The organism is Amycolatopsis sp. NBC_01480 (genome assembly GCF_036227205.1).
Taxonomy (GTDB): Bacteria; Actinomycetota; Actinomycetes; order Mycobacteriales; family Pseudonocardiaceae; genus Amycolatopsis.
The window spans coordinates 113353-127370 of record NZ_CP109442.1 but is presented as its reverse complement, the minus strand read 5'-3'; the positions used below and the strand labels follow the sequence as shown (position 1 = coordinate 127370).

Here is a 14018-nt window from a genome sequence, read left to right as displayed (position 1 = left end):
GGTTCTAACCGGCATAAACACTCACGAGCGGTTCAGTGTTCAGGGGACGGTCAGCACGATCTTGCCCCGGATGTGGCCCCGCGCAGCTCGCTCGTGCGCCGCCCGGGCGTCCTGGAGCGGGAAGGTGCTGTCGATCGCCACGCGGATCGTGCCGTCCGCCAGCAGGCGCCCGAGTTCGGCGAGCTGGGCGCCGTCCGAGCGGACCTGGGCGGCGGTGACCGTGACGCCCAGCTTCGCGTTCTCCTCGTCGTCGAACTCGCCGAAGTACACGGGGTAAAGGGATCCGCCGCGTTTGACGGCCGGCAGGAAACGACGGCTGTGCGGGCCGCCGACGGTGTCCAGGACCAGGTCGAGGTCGCGCGCGAGCTCTTCGGGCCGGTCCTTCGTGTAGTCGATGAACTCGTCGGCGCCGAGTTCGCGCAGGAAGTCCTCGTGGGCGCCGGAGGCCACGGCGATCACGCGCGCGCCCTGCCATTTGGCCAGTTGCAGGGCGAGGTGCCCGACGCCGCCGGCCGCGCCGTTGACCAGGACCGTGGTCCCCGGGCCGAGGGGGATCGGGCGGTGCTGGGCGGCCTGGAACGGTGACGGGTGGTCGTGCCCGAGGTCGATCAGGAACTGCCACGCGGTCAGCCCCGACATGGCCAGCGCGGCGGCGTGCGCGTGGCCGACGCCGGCGGGCTTGAGGGCGAGGTCGGACGCGGGCGCGGTGACGTACTCGGCGTACGCGCCGGCCTGGAGCGCGGTGGGGAAGCGCAGCAGGCCGAACACCTCGTCTCCGGGCTCGAAGCCGTCTCCGGTCTCGACGACGCCGGAGACGTCGGTCCCCGGGATCAGGGGGAGGGTCATCGGGGGCTTCAGCTCGGCCGGGACGTCGGGCATGCCCTCGCGGGCATACCAGTCGGGCGGGTTGAGGCCGATCGCGTGCACGCGGATGAGCACTTCGCCCGGCCCCGGCGCGGGCACCGGCACTTCCTCGTGGCGCAGCACTTCGGGGCCGCCGAACTCGTGCAGCCGGATCGCCTTCATGGTCTGTGTCGGCACGATGCTCTCCTGCGTCTGGCAACGGGGTAACCTAAGTGAACCAGAGATCCGTTTTTCCGGATCACTGATCCGATAATACGGGTCAGTGATCCGTTTGTTCAAGGAGGGCCGATGAGGGCGGACGCCCGCGCCAACCACGACCGCCTGCTGGAGGTGGCCGGCGCCGTCCTCGCCGACCAGGGCGCGGACGCGTCGATGCGCGACATCGCCCGCCAGGCCGGGGTCGGCTTGGCCACCCTGCTCCGCCACTTCCCGACGCGGGAGTCCCTGCTCGAAGCGTTGCTCCGCACGAGCTTCGACGAGCTGACCGCACGGGCCGCGGAGGTCGAGACCTCCAGCTCGGCGCCGGACGCGCTGCGGTTGTGGCTACGCGATTTCGTCACGTACACGACGAACTACCGCGGGGTGGTGACGTCGATGGTCCGCGCGATCGAGGACCCGGAGTCCGCGCTGCACACCTCCTGCGTCGCGATGCGCGCGGCTGGGACTCGGCTGCTGACCCGGGCTCAGGCTGAGAACGTGGCGCGGGCGGACCTGGATGGTGCTGACTTGTTCGCGTTGGCTTCGTCGTTGGCTTGGCTCGGTGACCAGCCGGGGTTGGAGGCCCGTGCGGAGCACCTCTTCGACGTGGTGGTGAGCGCGATCCTGGTGGCGTGACAACACCGACCCCACAAGAATCGCGGTTATGCTCCGCCCAAAGGGAAGGAGCGGTCATGTCCCGTTCGGAACTGGTGCGTGAAGAGACCGTCGGCGACCTGCTCCGCGCCGCCGCCGAACAGGCACCCGCCGCGCCCGCGTTGGTGGAAGGGGTCGCTGAGGCGGACGCGCGCCGGAGGTGGACGTACGGCGAGTTGCTGGACGAGGCCGAGCGCGCGGCCAAGGCGCTGCTGGGCCGCTTCGAGCCCGGTGAGCGGATTGCCGTGTGGGCCAACAACATTCCCGAATGGGTCCTGCTCGAACTGGCCGCCGCCCTCGCCGGGGTCACGCTCGTGACGGTCAACCCGGCGTTGCGCGAGCAGGAGCTGCGGCACGTGCTGGGCAACTCCCAGGCCACCGGCCTGTTCCTGGTGCGCGAATACCGCGGCAGCCGGATGGCCGAACTCGTCGAGCACCTCCGCCCCGACCTGCCGCACCTGCGGGAGACCGTGCTGTTCGAGGACTGGCGCGCCTTCCGCGACTCCGGCTCGGCCGGCCAGAAGCTGCCCGTCGTCAGCCCGGACGACGCCGCGCAGGTCCAGTACACGTCCGGCACCACCGGCACGCCGAAAGGCGCCGTGCTGCACCACCGGGGCCTCACCAACAACGCGCGCCTCTCCTATGCCCGGAAGCTCGCGATGCAGCCCGGCGAGGCGTTTGTCAACCCGATGCCGTTGTTCCACACCGCCGGTTGCGTGCTGGCGACGCTGGCACCGATCGCCACCCTGGGCACGCAGGTGCTCATGCCCTGGTTCGACCCGGCGCTGCAGCTGCACGTGATGGAGTCCGAGCGCAGCGCCGTGTTCGGCGGCGTGCCCACGATGATCCTCGCCATGCTCGGCCACCCGGATTTCGCCGCCACCGACCTGTCGTCGGTTCGGTACGCCCTCTCCGGCGGCGCGCTGGTCCCACCCGAGCTGGTCCGGCGCGTCGAGGCCACGCTGGGCGTGCCGATGAGCACCGTCTACGCGCAGACGGAGGCGTCCCCGGGCATCACCATGACCACCCCGGACGACAGCCCGGAGGACCGCGCCACCACGGTCGGGCTCCCGCTGCCCGCCTGCGAGGTGGACATCGTCGACCCGTCGACGGGGGAGTCCTGCCCGCCGGGCCGGATCGGCGAGGTGCGCACCCGCGGCTACCACGTGATGACGGGCTACCTCGGCCTGCCCGAGCAGACCGCGGCGGCCATCGACGCGGACGGCTGGCTGCACACCGGCGACCTCGGCCGCCGGGACGAGCGCGGTTACCTGCGCATCGAGGGGCGGATCAAGGACATGATCATCCGGGGCGGCGAGAACATCTACCCCCAGGAGGTCGAGCACGCGCTGCTCACGCACCCGGCGATCGACGCGGCCGCGGTCGTCGGTGTGCCCGATCCCGAGTGGGGCGAGCAGGTCGCGGCGTTCGTCCGCCTCGTGCCCGGCGCCGCGGCCGACGAGGCCGAGCTGTTCGACCACGTCCGCGGGATTCTGGCGCCGCACAAGACACCGCGGGTGTGGCGGTTCGTCACGGAGTTCCCGATGACCGGCTCCGGCAAGGTCCGCAAGCACGCGCTACGCGACGAATTCCTGGCCGCCGGCTGATACGGCCCGCCCGCTCGCGGCGATGGACTCTACGGCTGGATCCGGCGACCCGTGGAGGACCCGATGCAGATCGACCTGTTCAACGAGATCCAGAATCCCCGGCCCTGGCCGGCGGGCCATGAGCAGCTGCGGTTCGCGCAGGCGATCGAGCAGGCCGTGCTCGCGGACGGGCTGGGCTACGGCTGCTGGTGGCAGGTCGAGCACCACGGCGCCGGCGAGTTCAGCCTGTCCTCGGCGCCGGAGCTGATGCTCGCCGCGCTTTCCCAGCGCACCAGCCGGATCCGGCTCGGCCACGCCGCCGTGCTCGCGCCGGGCCGGTTCAACCACCCGATCCGCGTCGCCGAGCGCGCGGCGACACTCGACCACCTCAGCGGGGGCCGGGTCGAGCTGGGGCTGACCCGTTCGACGATCCCGGAGTGGCGCCTGTTCGGCATCGAGGCCGACGACGCCCGGGCCCAGACCCAGCAGGCGTTCGAGATGGTGCCGAAGATGTGGACCACGGACCGGTTCTCCTACCACAGCGACGCGTACCAGATCGACGACGTGCCGATCTCGCCCAAGCCGCTGCAACGGCCGCACCCGCCGCTGTGGCAGGCGGCGGCGAGCCCGAAGTCGTTCGAGGACGCGGGAAAACGCGGCGTCGGCGTGCTGGGCACGACCATGTGGGAGTCGCTCGAACGCGCGGGCCGGATGATCTCGCTCTACCGCGAGGCGGCCGCGTCGTGCACCGAACCGGTGGGCGCGTTCGTCAACAACCAGGTCGGCTTCTTCACCTTCGTGCACTGCGCGGACACCGACGAGGAAGCGATGCGCAACGGCGCCGCCGCGGCCGCCGCCTGGTACACCGTCACGGCGCTGAACTTCTTCGAGGCGGCCAAGGAGTTCGTCCGCACGGCCCAGGTCCAGCAGCAACTGGCGGAAGCGCCCGACGGCGGCGGCCTCACCGGCGGCTTCCTGCGCGGCGAGGCCGCCGACCCGCCGAGCGAGGCCGCCCTGCTGATCGGCCGCGTCCTGCAGGGCGAAAAAGTGCCGGACGACGAGATCTTCACCGTGCTCAGCGCGCAGGACTCGCTGATCGTCGGCAGCCCGGAGACCTGCCTCCGGAAGCTGCGGGCCTACGCCGGCCTCGGCATCGACCGGATGATGTGCCTGCAGCAGATCGGCGGCCTCGCCCACGACAAGGTCACCCGCAGCATCCAGCTGATCGGCGAACTCATCCCCGACCTCGATCGCGGGCCGGAAATCGTTGCCGCACAAGCTATCTCGTGACGGCGGCGCTCAGACTGCCGCGCTTTCCGGCACCGTCTGCCGGAAAGCGCGGCGGTACGCGGTGGGCGTGGTGTCGAGCGCGCGGCGGAAGTGCAGGCGCAGGTTGGTGGCCGTGCCCAGGCCGCAGTCGCGGGCGATCCGGTCGATCGGGTGATCGGTGGTTTCGAGCAGTTCGCGGGCCTGGCTGAGGCGGGCGTTGAGCAGCCACTGCAACGGGGTCGTGCCGGTCTCTTCGGTGAAGCGGCGGATGAAGGTGCGCTGCGAGACGCCCGCGTGGCGGGCGAGCACCCGCAGGGCGAGCGGTTCGTCGAGGCGGGCCAAGGCCCAGGCCCGGGTGCCGGACAGGGAGGCCTCACCCGCGACGGCGACCGGGGCCGGTACGTACTGGGCCTGCCCGCCGTCGCGGTGGGGCGCCGCGACGATGCCGCGGGCGATCCGGTTGGCCGTCATCGCGCCCAGGTCGCGGCGCACGATGTGCAGGCAAAGGTCGATGCCGCAACACACTCCGGCCGAGGTGAGCACGTCGCCTTGGTCGACGTAGAGCACATCGCGGTCGACGGTGACGCCCGGATAGTCCCGTTCGAGCTCGTCGATGTGCTGCCAGTGGGTGGTGGCGTGCAGGCTGTCCAGCACCCCCGCCGCGGCCAGTGCGAACGCGCCGGTGCAGATCGACACCACCCGCCGGCCCCGGTCGCGGGCATCGGCGAGCGCGCTCAGCGCGGGCTCCGGCAGGCGGGTGATCGGCTCGAATCCCGGGATGATCACGGTGTCGGCGGCCCGCACCCGGTCGAGGCCGGCTTCGGCGGTCAAGGTGAAGCCCGCGGTGGTGGTCACCGTCGGCTCGAGGGCGCAAAGCGCCATCTCGTACGGGGTTTCCGGGCGGGCGGTGAAGATCTGCGCCGGGATCGCGAGATCCAGCGGGGTGACCCCGTCCAGCGCCAGCACCGCGACTCGATGCACAGTCATGGCACTATCCTATCGAACCGGGGCAACTTTGCCACTCGCCAGGTCAGGGCGCTGCGGAGCACGCTGAAGGCATGACCGGAACCACCGCCCACGGGGCGAACGCCGACCTGATCACGCTGCCGGGCACGCCGCTGGCGAAGGCGGTGGTGGACCTCGTGCGGCCGCTGGAATCGCCGTCGGTGTTCAGCCACAGCATCCGCAGTTACCTGTTCGCCCGGTTGGTGGCCGGCCGCCTCGGCCCGGACGACTACGACGACGACCTGCTCTTCGCCGCGTGTGTCATGCACGACCTGGGGGTCGCGGCGGACGGCCCGCACCGTCAGCGGTTCGAGGTCGAGGGCGCCGACCGCGCGGCCGAATTCCTGGTCCAGCAAGGAATTCCCGCCGCCGGCGCCGACCTGGTCTGGCAGGCGATCGCGCTGCACACCTCCCCGGGCATCGCCGAACGCCGTGGGCTCCTGTGCGTGCTCGTCCGCGAGGGCGTCGGCCTCGACTTCGGCGGCGCCGTGGGCAGCGGCCACCTCGACGCGGTCACCGACGAAATGGCCGACACCATCCACGCCGGCTACCCGCGGCTGGACATGATCGGCTCGCTCACCGACGCGATCGTCGCGCAGGCCGCGAAAAACCCGCGCAACGCGCCCCGCTACTCGATCCCCGGCGAGTTCCTCCACGAGCGGCAGACCTTCGGCCGGACCCGGATGGAGAATTCGTGCCACTCATCGCGCTGGGGCAACTGATTTCGTAACAGCTATCAAGGAAAGGCAAGTATCACCATGGCTCTCCACACCGTCGAGATCCCCGAAGGCTCCGAAGTCTTCGGAGAGGCCAGGAACGCCTTCGAGCGCTTCGGCTACTCCGCCGCGGTCCGCGCGCACGGCCTGCTCTTCATCGCCGGCACGATCGGCCGCCGCGCCGACGGCATCATCCCCGAGACCATCGAAGAGCAGACCGAAATCGCCATCGCGCGCATCGAGGAGATCCTGCGCCTGGAAGGCCTCGACCTGTCCGCCCTGGTCGACGTGACCAGCTACCACGTCGACATCCACCGGCACCTGCCCGGCTTCAGCGCGGCCAAGCAGCGCCTGATCACCCCGCCGTACCCGACCTGGTCGCTGATCGGCGTCAGCGGCCTCGCCAGCCCGGGCCTCCTGGTCGAGATCCGCGCGACGGCCGCGTATCCGGAGGACGCTCGCTGAAATCCCCGCTCCTGGGCTCGTTTTCGGGCCCGGGAGCGAGGTCTCTGTCCACAAAGGACCTAACCCGCGGCGCTGCCTTTGGCGTCCCGGTCCGGCCGGCGGCGCCGGTCCCGGACGTAGATCGTCGACGGCTTTCCCTCGCCGGGGCTGCGGCGGTCCACTTCGAACAGCGTGGTGGCGGTGATCAGGTCGCTGAGCTTGGCGTAGCCGTAGGTGCGGGAGTCGAACTCGGGGCGCTGCTTGGTGATGATGCTGCCCACGGCCGAGAGCGCGGCCCAGCCGTCGTCGTCGGAGGCGGCCTCGACGGCGTTGCGCAGCAGGGTGACCAGGGTCGCGTCACCCTTGAGCTGGGTGGCCGGGGTGGCCGGTTTCGGCGCGGTCGCGGCGGCGGCCGGGGTCGCGGCGCTCTCGGTGTAGGTGAGGTTCTCGATGTAGATGAACTTGTCGCAGGCGGCGACGAAGGGCTTGGGGGTCTTGCGCTCGCCAAAGCCGTACACGGTGAGGCCGGATTCGCGCAGCCGCGCCGCCAGCCGGGTGAAGTCGGAGTCGCTGGAGACGATGCAGAACCCGTCGAAACGGTTGGAGTACAGCAGGTCCATCGCGTCGATGACCATCGCGGTGTCGGTGGCGTTCTTGCCGGTGGTGTACGCGAACTGCTGGATGGGCTGGATCGACTGGGCCAGCAGCTGGTCCTTCCAGCCCCGCAGGTTGGTGCCGGTCCAGTCGCCGTAAGCGCGCTTGACGTGCGCGGTGCCGTACTTCGCGACCTCGGCGAGCAGGGCCTCGGTGATCGAGGGCTGGGCGTTGTCCGCGTCGATCAGCACCGCGAGCTTCGCGGTGTTCTCGCTGGCCGTGACCATGCTGGGGGTCCCCGTTCCTCATCCGATGCCGACTGCTCCCGTGGGGACCAGCCTGGCACGCGGGCCGGCAACTACGCTCGCGGGCATGGCCGAACACGACGCCCTCACGACCACCCGCGAAGGGTACGACGCCGCTGCCGCCACGTACGCGCAGCTGTTCCGCGACCAGCTGCGCGACCGGCCCCTCGACCGTGCGATGCTGGGCGTCTTCGCCGAAGTCGTCGGCGACGGCAAGGTCGCGGACCTGGGCTGCGGGCCCGGCGACGTCACCGCTCATCTGGACCGGCTGGGCCTGGCGGTGTCCGGCGTCGACGCTTCCCCAGCGATGATCGAGCTGGCCCGGCAGGCCTATCCGAAGCTGCGGTTCGAGGTCGGCTTGATGACCGCGCTGGACATCGCCGACGGTGCGCTGGGCGGCGTGCTCTCACGGTGGTCCGTCATCCACACCCCGCCGCCGGAAGTCCCCGCGATCCTGGCGGAGTTCCACCGGGTGCTGGCGCCGGGCGGACACCTGCTGATCGGCTTCTCGGCCACCGAGGACCCGTCCCACCTGACGCAGGTTTTCGACCACTCGGTCGCCCCGGCCTACCGATGGTCGCCCGATCACTTCGCCGCGCTGCTGCGCGAGTCCGGGCTGGGCGAGGTTGCCCGGATGATTCGCGAGCCCGAGCCGGCCGACCGGCGGCAGTTCCAGGACGTCTACCTGCTCGCGCGCAAAGCGGTCTGACCGGCTGTTTCAGGTCGTTTCACCGGTGATCGCCGCGTGGGGGAGGGCTTTGAGATCGGGCCGGCCGAGCGCGACCCGCTGGATCATGAAGCCGTGCAGGAGCGCGACGATCATGCGAGCGTCGGCGTCGCGTTTCGGTGCGGTGCCGCGGAGGGCCTGGGCGATTTCGCCGGTGACGCGGGTGAAGCCGCTGATCGCGTGCTCGCGCAGGTCCGGGTTCTGGAGCACCTCGCTCCAGGCCACGATGCCGCACCGCAGCAACTCGTCCTCGGCCTCGGAGGTCGCCGGCCGGGCCCGGACGGTTATGGTCACCAGCTCGTCGATCGTGACGGTGCCCGCCTCCTCGATGCGCCGCAGGACCGGGTCGAACACGGCCGCGAACGCGAGCCGGGCGACCTCGAGGATCAGCTCCTGCTTGCCGCTGAAGTAGCGGTACGGGGCGCCGGTGGACAGGCCCGCCTCGGCCGCGATGTCCGGCATCGACGTGCCGTGGAAGCCCTGGCGGGCGAAGCAGCGGCGGGCGGCCGCGAGGATCTGGTCGCGGTTCGCGGACCAGTGCTCGCTGGTGATGCGGGGCATGCCGTCCCTCCCTGTCGTCCGTGAAAAATGAACGGGCATTCGCCTTGACGCCGTCGCCGGCCTTTCCTACTCTAGATGAAAGGTCGTTCACTTATCTGAGGGAGGGGCCATGATCCTGCGGCTCGGCGGCTACCGCTACGAGCACACGGCCGCGGTCTTCGACGGAACTGTGCCGATCAAGGGCGCAGACCTCGAGCCGACGACCGAGCCACTGGTCTCGGACGTCTTCCGCGGGATGATCGAGGGACGCTACGACGTCGCCGAGCTGGGCCTGACCTACTTCCTGCGGATGTGGGACACCGGCGAGTCGCCGTTCCTGGCGTTGCCGATCTTCCCCAACCGCAACTTCCGCCACTCCGCGCTGTTCGTCAACGCGGACAACGGAATCAAGCGGCCCGCGGACCTGGCCGGCAAGACGATCGGCGAATTCGCCTTGTGGGGCAGCGATCCCGGCGTCTGGATGAAGGGCATCCTGGCCGAGGAACACGGGGTGACACCGGATCAGCTGAGCTGGGTCATCGGCGGCACGGACCACCCGATCCCGTCGTTCGGCTGGGTGCCGCAGCCGGTCCCCGAGGGCGTGCGCGTGCGTCACGCCGGCGAAGGGGAGACGCTGGCGGCAATGCTGGAGTCGGGCGAGATCGACGCGCTCCTGTCGGTGGACGTCCCACAGTCCGTGCTGGCGGGTACCGGCCGGATCCGCCGCCTGTTCCCGGACTACGAATCGGTCGAACGTGAGTACTTCGCGCGCACCGGCAACTTCCCGATGATGCACGTGGTGGCGATCCGCAAGGACTTCCACGCCGAGCACCCCGACGTCGCGAGTGCGGTGTACGACGCGTTCCTGACCGCGAAGGACCAGACGCAGCAGCTCTACCTGGACCGCGCGGCCAAGCAGCACATGAACGTGATCACCCCCTGGTTCAGCTCCCTGTTCGCGGAGAACCGCCGGCTGATGTCGGAGGACTGGTGGCCGTACGGCGTCGGGAAGAACCGGCACGCGGTGGACACTTTCCTGCGGTACCACCATGAACAGGGCTTGTCGCAGCGGTTGCTGACCAGTGAGGACATCTTCGTGCCCGAGCTGCTCGGGTCTTGAATCGCGCTGCCGGTCTTGCCGGCCCGGGCGTTCCGGATCTCGGCGGTGTTCGTGAACGCCGGTGGCCTGGACCGGCCGACCACGCCGATCGGCTACCTCCCGCTGGCGCAGCCGCCGCCTGTTCCCTGGGCATACGGCATCAGAGCCAACCGCACGACGATCCATACGTTTCTCCGGTACCACTGGGAACAGGGTTTGTCCTCACGGGCTACGGGTCGAGGAGCCGTTCCTCGATTCCCTGATTTCGCCGTGACGCTCAGATCGCCACGACCAGTACCTTCGGACGGCCCTCAGCGCGGGGACTCGCCCAAGCGGACCAGCTCTTGCAGGGTGACTTCGCGTGGCGCCGCGTCCGGGATCTTGAGCACCCATCCGCGGCTGCCACCGCGTTCGGCGAAAGCGCCGTTCGGATACCCGACGCGCTGAATTTCGATCGGGAGCATTTCTCCCTCGGGGAGGTGCCACATGACTCCGGTGCCCATTTGGCCGAACCGCTCGACATTCCCGGGCACGGGCGGATCGGGGACGGTGAAGTCGAGGTGGATGGCCTTGGCCACTCGGGGGCGCCCGGGAGCGAACGGGCCACCCACGGCGCGGATACCCTTACCGTGGCCGTGCAGGAGCTGACCTGCCCCGGACCGAAGTTCCTGACCGAGCATGATCTGCTCGAATCCGCCTTCTGTGAGGTAATGGGTGAAGAGGCCGTCCGGATTCCGCAGTGCGTGATGCAACCGGGCCGCTTCCATGTCTTCCGGGGCCTCGCGGACAATGGCCCGCTGCATGATCTCCGTTTGCGCGTCCCAGTCCCGCCTGGTCCGCTGCGCGTACATCGCGGGTGTCTCATCGGGTCGCGGCAGCGCGTAGTCCTTGGTGTCGGTGTCACGCAACCGCGGCGCCGGAACAGGCTCGGAACTGCCCGGGGCCTTGCTCTCGGCCTGTGGCGCCTTCTTGCCGGGCGTCTGGTGTTCACCGGGTGTCTCGCGGGCGGCGGGTGCCTGGCCTGCGCCGGGCCGGGGTGTCATCGCGCGCGCTTCCAGCGCGCCGGCGACTCCGAGCGCGAGTCCCAGGACCGCCATCTGATTTTCGCGCCTCTTGATCAGCTCGACGGTCTGCAGCCTGACCTGTTCCAGCGTGACGTGCTTGCGCGTTTCGGGCGTGGCGTGCTTGTTCGTGATGTCCAGCTGGGCCTCGAGCCAGCCGAGCACGTCCGCGAGATCGGAGGTGTAGTAGTTCGCCGCCGTGACCCGGTCCGCGGCCGCCTCGTATTCGGGCGAGAAAACACCGCGGCGGCCGGCCTGGAACATCTGGAGCTTGTCGGCATACCCGACGCTGTCGGCTTTTCCCTCCGCGGACTTGAGTGGCTCGAACGCGGCATAGGCGGCGGCCTGCTCGTCCGTCCAGTGATGCAGCCAGATCTGGTAAAGCTGCGCGGCGTCAAGGGTATTGGTGGGATCGTTGGCGGCGGCTTCGAAATCCTGCTTCCGGGACCGCCAAGTGAGGCCGATGTCCTTCGGCGCGATGGCGGCGATAGTCGTGCGGAGCACTCCGACGTCACGTGCCCGCAGGTAAGCGCCGATCTCGCGCACCTGGTCGGCAGGCAGCGCACCCAGTTCGCCGGTGTGCTGCGCCTGGAACGGTTCCCACGCACTTCCTCCGGCCGCGACCACGCGCATGGCCAGCACCAGCCGCGGTCCCCCGGCAGCCTGCCCAGCCCGCTCGTCGGAGCGAACCTCGGCCGGCAGCATCGCCAGCGCGGGCAGCAACTCGGCCATCGGCAGCCCTTGGACGTCTCCCAGTCCGGCGTGAACGTCGTGGGCTCCCGGCTGCCTCGCCACGGCCTGGCGAGACACCCGCTGCCGCCCGGCGCTGATCGGCGCGGTGAGCCGGCCACCGGCGGCGACTTCGGCCGCTTGCCGTTCCAGCGGGTGCTCGGCTTCCGTGGCGACCGGTGAGCCGGTCGCCACGGCGCCTTGTTGTTGCGCGACGTGGGTGAGTTCGTGGGCCAGCAGTCGCTGCCCCTCTGCCGAGCCGGGCCGGTACTGTCCGGCGCCGAATACGATGTCGCGCCCGACGGTGTAAGCCGACGCACGGGCCGCCCCGGCTGCCGCTGCCGCTTTCCCGTCGGTGTGCACCCGCACCCGGCTGAAGTCCTGCCCGAGCCGTGCCTCCATGGGCCGCCGGACCTCGGCGGCCAACGGCTCCCCGGGCGAGTGCAGCGCGTCGTCGACCGCGGTCCGCCGCGGTTCAGCGCCGTTCGCGACTCGTGGCTGGTGCTCCCTCATCCGGAAGACAGTGCTCGGACAACGTCACCAGGCCGTCACAGTCTTCGTTTCTGACCCGGGTTTACTTGCGGCAGAGGACTTCCCCGTGTGGAATCGCGAAAAACCCGTCCGGATGCCGGGCCCAGTCCCGCCAGCCGCTCGAGATCTCCTGGAGGTCTTCGGGAGTCGCGTGGCCGCCGTCGACGGCCTGTTCGGCGATGCGGGAGTGCAGGATCCGCTCGGCCCACATGCCGCCCCACCAGGCGCGCTCGGCGGGGGTCGAGTGGCTCCAGATGGAGGCGCTCGGGGTGACGTCGGTGGCGCCCGCGGCGTGGGCCCACGAAAGCAGGCGCCGGCCGGCGTCGGGTTCCGCGCCGTTGGCGTGCGAGACCGCGCGGTAGACGGCGCGCCAGCGGTCCAGGCGCGGATCGGCGGGAAACCAGAAGGCGCCCAGGTAATCGGTGTCGCGGACGGCGACCACCCCGCCGGGCTTGGCCACCCGCAGCATTTCGCGCAGGGCGCCGACCGGATCGCGCAGGTGCAACAGGACCTGGTGCGCGTGGACCACGTCGAAGCTGCCGTCGGGGAACTCCAGGGCATTGACGTCGCCGAGCCGGAACTCGATGGTCCCGACGCCGGCCGCGTGCTCACGGGCCTGGTCGAGGATGTCCTCGGCGACGTCGAGCCCGGTCACCTGGCTCGGCGCCACGAGCCGCGCCAGGTCGGCGGTGATGGTGCCGGGGCCGCAGCCGACGTCCAGCACCCGCAGGCCCGGGCGGAGTTCCGCGCGCAGATACGCGGCGGAATTGTCGACGGTGCGCCATTGCTGGGAGCGCACCACGCTCTCGGCGTGGCCCTGGCCGTAGGAATGGGCGGCAGTGCTCATGCCTCCCACCCTTGACGACCGTCCCGCATTGTGCAATGGTCATCCCGAAATATGAGAGAACAGTCCATTGTGGAGATACGAGCCGGGCGTGTGGCCGAGCGAACGCCGGAAGACGTCGATGAACGCGCTGGTCGTCGCGAATCCGCACTGCTGGGCCACCGACGTCACGGACCGGCCCTCGGCGAGCAGCCGCAGCGCGTGATACAGCCGCAATTGCGTGCGCCACTGGGGAAACGTCATTCCGGTGTCGTGCCGGAAGAGCCGGGTCAGCGTCCGCCCGCTCGCGCCGACCTCGCGGCCCAGCGCGTCGAGGCCGCGCGAATCCGACGGGTCCTCCTCCAGCAGCCGGCAGACCTCGGCCAGCCGCGGGTCCTGCGCGGCCGGCACCCGCACCGGCCGTTCCGGGGCCGTCGAAAGCTGGTCGAACAGCACGCCGCGCATTCGCCGTCCGGCGGGAGTTTCGCGCTCGTCGCCGAGCGTGGTGTAGGCGATCAGCAGCTCCCGCAACAACGGCGTGACGGTGAGCGCGGTCGGCTCGGCCAGCTTCAGCGGGCTGGCCGCCTTCGGGATCCCGAACAGGTGCAAGCGGGTCACACCGTACGCGCGGTGCGAGTGCACGGTGCCCGCCGGGATCCACAGCGCGCGATGGGCCGGCGTGATCCACCGCGAGTCCGCCGTGTGCACGGCCAGCACCCCGCTGCTGGCGTACACGACCTGGTGCCCGTCGTGCCAGTGCGCGGTGACGCTCGCGGTGGCGGCCAGGTCCCGGATGTCGGTGGGCGCCTCCGGGAGATGGCGGGAATTCGACACAACTCGGCATAATACTGGAATCGCGAAGGCACCGTCCGG

14 protein-coding genes are annotated in these 14018 nt (G+C 70.4%); 7 read left to right on the top strand and 7 right to left on the bottom strand.

What is annotated here, in order from left to right; genetic code table 11:
• Positions 1 to 39: 39 nt before the first annotated feature.
• Entirely contained in the window at positions 40 to 1041 is a 1002-nt protein-coding gene (locus OG371_RS00645) for an NADP-dependent oxidoreductase (RefSeq protein WP_329064406.1), read from the bottom strand.
• Positions 1042 to 1152: 111 nt separating this feature from the next.
• On the opposite strand from OG371_RS00645, the gene OG371_RS00640 reads away from it, so the two are divergent.
• From OG371_RS00640 to OG371_RS00630, 3 genes are all read left to right on the top strand, one after another.
• Positions 1153 to 1698: a TetR/AcrR family transcriptional regulator gene (locus OG371_RS00640; protein ID WP_329064404.1), complete on the top strand. Its 546-nt coding sequence runs from the start codon at positions 1153 to 1155 to the stop codon at positions 1696 to 1698.
• 56 nt (positions 1699 to 1754) lie between these two features.
• Positions 1755 to 3323, top strand: a complete 1569-nt coding sequence (locus tag OG371_RS00635; RefSeq protein ID WP_329064402.1) for an AMP-binding protein — start codon at positions 1755 to 1757, stop codon at positions 3321 to 3323.
• 63 nt (positions 3324 to 3386) lie between these two features.
• A complete protein-coding gene (locus OG371_RS00630) occupies positions 3387 to 4592 on the top strand; it encodes an LLM class flavin-dependent oxidoreductase (protein WP_329064399.1) in 1206 nt (401 codons plus the stop codon).
• A gap of 9 nt (positions 4593 to 4601) precedes the next feature.
• Here OG371_RS00630 and OG371_RS00625 read toward each other — a convergent pair whose 3' ends face one another.
• Positions 4602 to 5558 (bottom strand): GlxA family transcriptional regulator, encoded by a 957-nt coding sequence (locus tag OG371_RS00625; RefSeq protein WP_329064398.1) that lies wholly within the window; start codon positions 5556 to 5558, stop codon positions 4602 to 4604.
• 71 nt (positions 5559 to 5629) lie between these two features.
• On the opposite strand from OG371_RS00625, the gene OG371_RS00620 reads away from it, so the two are divergent.
• A complete protein-coding gene (locus OG371_RS00620) occupies positions 5630 to 6298 on the top strand; it encodes an HD domain-containing protein (RefSeq protein WP_329064396.1) in 669 nt (222 codons plus the stop codon).
• 36 nt (positions 6299 to 6334) lie between these two features.
• Positions 6335 to 6757 (top strand): Rid family hydrolase, encoded by a 423-nt coding sequence (locus OG371_RS00615; RefSeq protein ID WP_329064395.1) that lies wholly within the window; start codon positions 6335 to 6337, stop codon positions 6755 to 6757.
• 59 nt (positions 6758 to 6816) lie between these two features.
• Here the strand turns inward: OG371_RS00615 and OG371_RS00610 are convergent, their stop codons facing one another.
• On the bottom strand, positions 6817 to 7617 hold the full coding sequence (locus OG371_RS00610) for an NYN domain-containing protein (RefSeq protein ID WP_329064393.1): 801 nt from the start codon (positions 7615 to 7617) through the stop codon (positions 6817 to 6819).
• An 85-nt stretch (positions 7618 to 7702) separates the two neighbouring features.
• Here OG371_RS00610 and OG371_RS00605 point away from each other — a divergent pair, with 85 nt between their 5' ends.
• Positions 7703 to 8344 (top strand): class I SAM-dependent methyltransferase, encoded by a 642-nt coding sequence (locus tag OG371_RS00605; protein ID WP_329064391.1) that lies wholly within the window; start codon positions 7703 to 7705, stop codon positions 8342 to 8344.
• Between the two features lie 9 nt (positions 8345 to 8353).
• Here OG371_RS00605 and OG371_RS00600 read toward each other — a convergent pair whose 3' ends face one another.
• On the bottom strand, positions 8354 to 8923 hold the full coding sequence (locus OG371_RS00600; RefSeq protein WP_329064389.1) for a TetR/AcrR family transcriptional regulator: 570 nt from the start codon (positions 8921 to 8923) through the stop codon (positions 8354 to 8356).
• 109 nt (positions 8924 to 9032) lie between these two features.
• On the opposite strand from OG371_RS00600, the gene OG371_RS00595 reads away from it, so the two are divergent.
• A complete protein-coding gene (locus OG371_RS00595) occupies positions 9033 to 10022 on the top strand; it encodes an ABC transporter substrate-binding protein (protein WP_329064386.1) in 990 nt (329 codons plus the stop codon).
• A 290-nt stretch (positions 10023 to 10312) separates the two neighbouring features.
• Here OG371_RS00595 and OG371_RS00590 read toward each other — a convergent pair whose 3' ends face one another.
• The 3 genes from OG371_RS00590 to OG371_RS00580 form a co-directional block, all read right to left on the bottom strand.
• Positions 10313 to 12304, bottom strand: coding sequence for an eCIS core domain-containing protein (locus tag OG371_RS00590; protein WP_329064384.1), 1992 nt, complete (start codon positions 12302 to 12304; stop codon positions 10313 to 10315).
• Between the two features lie 61 nt (positions 12305 to 12365).
• Positions 12366 to 13169, bottom strand: coding sequence for a methyltransferase domain-containing protein (locus tag OG371_RS00585; RefSeq protein ID WP_329064382.1), 804 nt, complete (start codon positions 13167 to 13169; stop codon positions 12366 to 12368).
• 39 nt (positions 13170 to 13208) lie between these two features.
• Positions 13209 to 13979, bottom strand: a complete 771-nt coding sequence (locus tag OG371_RS00580) for an AraC family transcriptional regulator (RefSeq protein WP_329064380.1) — start codon at positions 13977 to 13979, stop codon at positions 13209 to 13211.
• Between the last annotated feature and the right edge of the window lie 39 nt (positions 13980 to 14018).

Coding starts and splice junctions, on each gene's coding strand:
- OG371_RS00640 (WP_329064404.1), top strand. CDS start 1,153: ATGAGGGCGGACGCCCGCGCCAACCACGACCGCCTGCTGGAGGTGGCC.
- OG371_RS00635 (WP_329064402.1), top strand. CDS start 1,755: ATGTCCCGTTCGGAACTGGTGCGTGAAGAGACCGTCGGCGACCTGCTC.
- OG371_RS00630 (WP_329064399.1), top strand. CDS start 3,387: ATGCAGATCGACCTGTTCAACGAGATCCAGAATCCCCGGCCCTGGCCG.
- OG371_RS00625 (WP_329064398.1), bottom strand. CDS start 5,558: ATGACTGTGCATCGAGTCGCGGTGCTGGCGCTGGACGGGGTCACCCCG.
- OG371_RS00620 (WP_329064396.1), top strand. CDS start 5,630: ATGACCGGAACCACCGCCCACGGGGCGAACGCCGACCTGATCACGCTG.
- OG371_RS00615 (WP_329064395.1), top strand. CDS start 6,335: ATGGCTCTCCACACCGTCGAGATCCCCGAAGGCTCCGAAGTCTTCGGA.
- OG371_RS00610 (WP_329064393.1), bottom strand. CDS start 7,617: ATGGTCACGGCCAGCGAGAACACCGCGAAGCTCGCGGTGCTGATCGAC.
- OG371_RS00605 (WP_329064391.1), top strand. CDS start 7,703: ATGGCCGAACACGACGCCCTCACGACCACCCGCGAAGGGTACGACGCC.
- OG371_RS00600 (WP_329064389.1), bottom strand. CDS start 8,923: ATGCCCCGCATCACCAGCGAGCACTGGTCCGCGAACCGCGACCAGATC.
- OG371_RS00595 (WP_329064386.1), top strand. CDS start 9,033: ATGATCCTGCGGCTCGGCGGCTACCGCTACGAGCACACGGCCGCGGTC.
- OG371_RS00590 (WP_329064384.1), bottom strand. CDS start 12,304: ATGAGGGAGCACCAGCCACGAGTCGCGAACGGCGCTGAACCGCGGCGG.
- OG371_RS00585 (WP_329064382.1), bottom strand. CDS start 13,169: ATGAGCACTGCCGCCCATTCCTACGGCCAGGGCCACGCCGAGAGCGTG.